Consider the following 4967-nt stretch of genomic DNA (forward strand, 5'->3'; position numbering starts at 1 on the left):
CGCGGCGGCATCAGCGCGCGGTTGAGGCCGAGCCGGTCCGCAGTAACTTGCACATGCACAATCTGGTCTCCCTCGGAGTCGAAGATGCCAGCCAGCGCCAGCGTGACCGGCTGGCCGATTTGCGCCCGATCGATATCGTCGAATCCGCCGCGATAGGTACCGGTGCAAGTGAGGTGGAACGCCCCGCGCTGCCCGGCGGAAAACAGTTGGTCGACGGCGATGGCTTCGATGGCGACCAGATCGGCAAAGCGCGGACCTTCGGCGCTGATCTCGTCAATCACGGTCCTGTCGACCCAGTTGGCGGGGTCCGTCAGCCACGCTTCGGCAAGGGCTTCCACCGCCTTATCCGGGGCTTCGCAAGGGGCATCCCAAGGGGCAGGATGCGGGGCGCAGATCATGTCGCAGGTGCTCTCGGCGAGCTGGCGCTTGCGCGCAAAGTAATCCTCTTCGGCCCAGCCCCGGTGCAGTCTGCGGTTCTGGATGCGGAACAGCGTGACCCCGCCCCATGTTGAAAGCCGTCCGCCATGGCGGATCGACGCGCCGTGTTCGGTAAAGCGCATCGCAATCGCATCGGGGCCGATCACGGTGTCGTGCACCGTCACGCAGAGCCCCGGAAACTGATCCAGCTGCGCGGCTGTTGCCGGTAAGTAGGTCTCGTCGCGGCCCGCGAGCAGGAAACCGCCGATGCTGAGCGCATAGTCGGGCTCCATAATTGTCTCAACAGCCGCCACATTGTGGCAGGTCAGAAAATCGACGGCAAAGCCGCGCAGCAGGTGCGCGGAGGCACTGAGGGTCATGCTTGTTCTTCCAGCCAGCGCGGATCGCGCATCTCTTTCTTGAGAATCTTGCCCGAGGCGTTCTGCGGCAGCGCCGCCACGAAGGCGACGGCCGTCGGACACTTGTAGTGCGCCAGCCGCACTCGGGTGAAGGCGATCAGCTCGGCCTCGGTGGGCATGGCGCCCGCCCGCGCGACGACAAAAGCCTTGGGCGTTTCGCCCCAGCGTTCATGCGGCACGCCAATGACTGCGACTGCGGCGACTGCCGGGTGGTCGTAAAGCACGTTCTCGATCTCGGTGGGGTAGATGTTCTCCCCGCCGGAGACGATCATGTCCTTGAAGCGGTCATGGATGTAAACGTAGCCGTCAGCGTCTTGATAGGCAGCGTCGCCTGTGCACATCCAGCCATCGGGGGTGATCGTTTTCGCGGTTTCTGCGGGCTTGTTCCAGTAGCCGAGCATGATGGCTTCGGACCGGATGCGGATCTCGCCGACTTCGCCAACGGCAACCGGCTGACCTGTTGCCGGATTGACCAGTGAAAACTCGTTCCACGGCATGGGCCTCCCGCAAGCACGCAGGCGATGTGCGAGGGGGCCGCCAGGATCGTGGTCCTCTGGCGGCATCATGATCACCGTCCCGGCGGTTTCGGTCATGCCGTACGTGTTCATGAAGCCGCAGCCGAGCACCGCGATCGCGCGCTTGAGCACCGCTTCACCGATCGGTGCACCACCATAGACGATGCGGTTGATGCTCGACATGTCCATGTCCGCCACGCCCGGCACTTCGAGCAGCATCTGGACCACAGTGGGCACGAAGAAACCGTGGGTGACGCGGTGGGTCTGGATCGCCTCGACGATTTCGGTCGGCACCACCTGCTGCATCAGCACGGTGTGGCCGCCCTGGCTTAGCGCCGTCAGGCCGTAGCCGATCCCGCCGATATGGAAGAGCGGGCTCGCCACCAGATTGACGCTGCTGGCCGTCATGTCCCACAATTCGTGCGCCATCTGCGCCAGAAACGAGAGATTGCGGTGGCTCAGCACGACGCCTTTTGGAAGGCCGGTCGTGCCGGAGGTATAAAGGATCAGCAGCGGGCTCTCAGGCGCAGCCAGGGTGCCCGGATCGTCCAGGCTTTCAGCATCGCGCCACGCGGGATAGTCCGCGAGCAGGATCGTGGCGGGCGGTGTCAGTGTTTCGGCCAGCAGCCCTTGCAGGGCTTCTTCCACGATAAGCAGCGCAGGCGTGCTATCGCCCAGAATGCCGGCGATCTCGCGCGGGGCCAGCCGCCAGTTGATCGGCAAGCAGATCGCGCCCGCCTTGGCGCAGCCGAAGAACAGCTCGAACTGTGCCGGCCCATTGCGCGCAATGATCGCGACCCGGTCACCAGCCTGCACGCCCTGCGCCGCCAGCGCCTGCGCCACACGGCTGGCCCGCGTGTCGAACGCCCCAAAGCTCAGCGTCTCGTCGCCGAAAGTCAGGCACGGAGCATCCGGGGTCAGCGCGGCATTCTGGCGCAGCAAGGTCAGCAGGTTGGTTTCCACGGGGATCAGTAGCTCTTCGGAAGACCCAGGCTGTGGGTTGAGACGTAATTCAGGATCATCTCGCGGCTCACCGGCGCGGTGCGGTGCAGGCGCGCGATGAACCACAGGTCGGACAGACCATACTCATTCGAAAGCCCGTTGCCTCCGTGGACCTGGATCGCCTGATCGAGCGCCTTCAAGGAGGATTCGGCGGCCGCGAACTTGGCCATGTTGGCGGTTTCGGCGGCGTCTTCCCCGCCATCGCAGAGCTGCGCAGCGCGCGCATTGAGCAAGCGGGCGGCCTGCACGTTGATATAGGCCTCGGCCAGCGGATGGGCGACGCCCTGATGCGCGCCGATCGGTGTGTTCCAAACCGATCGGTCCTTGGCATATTGCGCGGCCTGCGTAATCGCGAAGCGCGAGATGCCGTTGTTGATCGCGGCCGCTGCGATGCGTTCGGGATTGAGGCCAGAGAACACCTGCTTCAGACCCGCGCCCGGCTCCCCGATCAGCGCGTCGTCTGACACTTCGACATTGTCATAAAACACCGAAAACTGCTTTTCGGAGGTGCGCAGGGCGGAATCGATCTGGGTCATGGAAATGCCCGGCGTGTTTGTAGGCACCACGAACAGCGAGAGACCTTGCCGCGAGCCGTCGTTCACCGGCACGCCGTCACGCGCCACGACCATGACCGCGTCTGACTGGTCGATGTCGGAAGTCCAGTATTTCGCGCCGTTGATCACCCAGCCATTGCCCTTGCGCACCGCATGGGTGGTGACTTTGTGGGTGTTCGACCCGGCGTTCGGCTCGGTGATGCCGAAGCACATCTTGCGTTTGCCGCTGGCGATGCCCGGCAGCCACTCCTGCTTCATCGCCTCGCTGCCGCAAGCCGCAATGATCGGCGCGGTGATCGAGGAGATGACCATCGAGAGGATCGGGCAGCCATGGGCTGCGGTTTCCTCGATGCAGATATTGAGTTCCGAAAGGCCGCCACCGCCGCCGCCGTATGCCTCGGACACGTGCACACCCAGGAACCCGGCTTCGCCCAGCGCCGACCACAGAGCGGTCGGCTGCTCGCCCTTGTTTACGACATCCTGGAAGTATTTCCGGCCAAACTTGCCGACGAGTTTGCTGACGCTGTCACGCAGATCGCGATGATGGTCGGCGGTATCGCACAGGGTTGTTTGGAAAAGATCAGACGACATTCTAAAAACTCCAAAGATAATACAGGTTTAATTTGGCCAGGTGAAGAAGCCTTGGCCCGATTTGGCGCCGAGTTTGCCTGCGGCGACCATGTCGATGAGGATTTGCGGCGGGGCGAAGCGCGGCCCGTGGGCGGCCTCCAGCGTGCGCGCGATGTCGAGGCGCACGTCGATGCCGACGATGTCGCTGAGGCGCAGCGGCCCCACCGGGTGGCGATAGGCCACAACGGCTGCGCGATCGATGTCCTCCGCCGAAGCGACACCCGATTCGAGCATGCGCATCGCCTCAAGGCTGGCGATCAGATCGAGCCGGCTCGTGGCAAACCCCGGGACATCGCGCACGGTGAGCGACTGCTTGCCGATCGCTGTTACATAGGCGCGAGCGGCCTCCAGCGTCTCAGGTAAGGTCTTTGCGCCTTCGACCAATTCAACCAGATGGATCGACCAGACCGGATTGAAGAAGTGCATGCCAAGGAAGATGCCCGGATTGGGCAAGGCCTGCGCCAACCGGTCGATCGACATCGCGCTGGTGTTGCTGCCGATCAGCTTCGGCGCGCGGCGCGCAATCCGCGCCAGAATGTCGAGCTTGAGCTCCAGCCGTTCGGGCACGGTCTCGATGACGAGATCGAGGCCCTCCGGCAGCGCGTCCACATCAGCAATTCGCGTGATCCGGTTTTCGAGCGCCGCGGCGCCTGCTGCATCCAGCTTGCCGCGCGTGATGGCGGCGGCAGCGGTCTTGCTGATCGTTTCGCGCAGGCCGACTGCCCGCGTATCATCGGGTTCGACGACCGTGACATGCGCACCGGCCATGGCGCTGACATAGACGATGCCGACGCCCATCGTGCCGCCGCCGACCACGGCGATCTGCTGGTTTGCCAAAGCTGCGTTCATCGTCCGGTCCATTGTGCGGGGCGTTTCTCGGCAAAGGCGCGTGCGCCCTCGGTAGCGTCGTCAGAAGCGAGCACGCCATCCACAAGCGGGCGCTGGCGGTCCCAGATCTCGGCCTCGGGCCACTCACGCGATTCGCGGATGATGCGCTTGGTCATGGCGGTGCTGAGCGGCGCATTGGAGGTGATGGCTTCCGCGAGCGCCAGGGCGCCTTCCAGCGCGCCGCCTTCGGGCGTGATCCGGTTGACGAGGCCCCAGCGGTGCGCCGTGGCCGCGTCCATTCGCGCACCGGTCAGCGCGTATTCGAGCGCGATGGCCTCAGGAATGCGGCGTGGGAGTCGCACCAACCCACCGGATCCAGCAACAAGGCCGCGTGCCACTTCCGGCAAGCCAAACCACGCCGTTTCGGCGGCCACGATCAGATCGCAGGCCAGCGCCAGTTCGCAGCCACCAGCCAGCGCGAAACCTTCGACGGCGGCGATAACAGGCTTCTTCGGCGGTGCCTCAGTGATCCCGGCAAAGCCCCGGCCTTCGAGCTCGGGCCGTTCGCCATCGGCAAAGGCCTTGAGGTCCATCCCCGCGCA

The 4967-nt window shown here is 64.5% G+C and carries 5 protein-coding genes; all 5 read right to left on the bottom strand.

Annotation, left to right across the window (positions count from 1 at the left end; translation table 11 throughout):
• On the bottom strand, positions 1–797 hold a 797-nt coding region (locus Q0082_RS14055), incomplete at its 3' end, for a hypothetical protein (RefSeq protein ID WP_298193719.1).
• Positions 794–2314, bottom strand: coding sequence for a long-chain-fatty-acid--CoA ligase (locus tag Q0082_RS14060; protein WP_298193721.1), 1521 nt, complete (start codon positions 2312–2314; stop codon positions 794–796). The genes Q0082_RS14060 and Q0082_RS14055, both read right to left, overlap by 4 nt.
• 5 nt (positions 2315–2319) lie before the next feature.
• A complete protein-coding gene (locus tag Q0082_RS14065) occupies positions 2320–3498 on the bottom strand; it encodes an acyl-CoA dehydrogenase family protein (RefSeq protein ID WP_298193723.1) in 1179 nt (392 codons plus the stop codon).
• 27 nt (positions 3499–3525) lie between these two features.
• Positions 3526–4386, bottom strand: a complete 861-nt coding sequence (locus Q0082_RS14070; RefSeq protein ID WP_298193725.1) for a 3-hydroxyacyl-CoA dehydrogenase family protein — start codon at positions 4384–4386, stop codon at positions 3526–3528.
• The coding region (locus Q0082_RS14075) for a crotonase/enoyl-CoA hydratase family protein (RefSeq protein WP_298193727.1) at positions 4383–4967 on the bottom strand (585 nt) is incomplete at its 5' end. The genes Q0082_RS14070 and Q0082_RS14075, both read right to left, overlap by 4 nt.

The organism is Novosphingobium sp. (assembly GCF_027489515.1).
Classification (GTDB): domain Bacteria; phylum Pseudomonadota; class Alphaproteobacteria; order Sphingomonadales; family Sphingomonadaceae; genus Novosphingobium.